The sequence below is a fragment of the Actinoplanes sp. NPDC051633 genome (assembly GCF_040681735.1).
Taxonomy (GTDB): domain Bacteria; phylum Actinomycetota; class Actinomycetes; order Mycobacteriales; family Micromonosporaceae; genus Actinoplanes.
Window position 1 is genome coordinate 1 of sequence record NZ_JBFAZH010001688.1, and the last position, 1,252, is coordinate 1,252.

2 protein-coding genes are annotated in these 1,252 nt (G+C 26.4%); both read left to right on the plus strand.

From position 1 onward, the window contains the following. Nucleotides 1–576 (plus strand): penicillin-binding transpeptidase domain-containing protein (locus AB0M20_RS44335; protein ID WP_364307581.1); only part of this gene is annotated, 576 nt, incomplete at its 5' end. Next, a complete protein-coding gene (gene blaI / locus AB0M20_RS44340; protein WP_001284658.1) occupies nt 566–946 on the plus strand; it encodes a penicillinase repressor BlaI in 381 nt (126 codons plus the stop codon). The genes AB0M20_RS44335 and blaI, both read left to right, overlap by 11 nt. The last annotated feature ends 306 nt before the right edge of the window (nt 947–1,252 follow it).

A 1,252-nucleotide genomic window follows, 5' to 3' on the forward strand; every position in this document is an offset into this window, starting at 1 on the left:
TTCGCTCTTTTTCTAATTGTGGATCATACTCACTTTTTAAATTTTTTTCATATGTCATGGAATCATAATCATTATCCTTTCGATTCTTGGAATAAGGATCAAGATTTAAATACGGCAATACAAAACTCAGTTAATTGGTACTTCGAACGTATTAGTAATCAATTATCAAAGAACTATACTTCTGATCAACTCAAGCAATTAAATTATGGTAATAAAAATTTGGGAAGTTATAAAGCCTATTGGTTGGAAGATAGTTTGAAAATATCTAATCTTGAACAAGTAATAGTTTTAAAAAATATGATGGAACAAAATAACCATTTTAGTAAAAATGAAAAGAAACAATTATCTTCTTCGTTATTGATTAGAAAAAATGAAAATTATGAATTGTATGGGAAAACAGGTACAGGTATAGTAAACGGGAAATATAATAATGGGTGGTTTGTAGGTTACGTAATTACAAATCATGATAAGTATTATTTTTCTACACATTTATCAGATGAAAAAGCCTCTGGTGAAAATGCTAAATTCATAAATGAAAAAATATTAAAAGAAATGGGTGTTTTAAATGGCCAATAAGCAAGTTGAAATATCTATGGCTGAATGGGATGTTATGAATATAATATGGAATAAAAAATCAGTATCAGCTAATGAAATTGTAGTTGAGATTCAAAAAAATAAAGAAGTTAGCGATAAGACGATTAGAACATTAATTACAAGACTATATAAAAAAGAGATTATAAAACGCTATAAATATAATAATATTTATTTTTACTCATCAATTATTAAAGAAGATGATATTAAAATGAAAACTGCTAAAACCTTTCTTAATAAATTGTATGGAGGGGATATGAAAAGTTTAGTGCTTAATTTTGCGAAAAATGAAGAATTAAATAACAAAGAAATTGAAGAATTGCGAGACATTTTAAATGATATTAGTAAAAAATAAATAGATATAGGGTTCAAACATAATACATATATAAATTATGTTTGAACCCTATTAAATTAGATTTTTTATGAGATTAGTACATATAATAAACGGTGCCCATTTAACCATACCACGACCGGTAGGAATATTTTTATCTAGCAATTTCATTTATCAATGTACGAGCATTTTGTTTCACTCTAGTACTAGCACTTAAATTTGCATTTATCATTTGCTCACTTTTTTATTTTCTTTCAAGTGTCTGTAAGTGATTGTTTTGTTTGTGACACGATCGATTGTGATGTCTAATTGGTTCAACTCTCTCTCAAG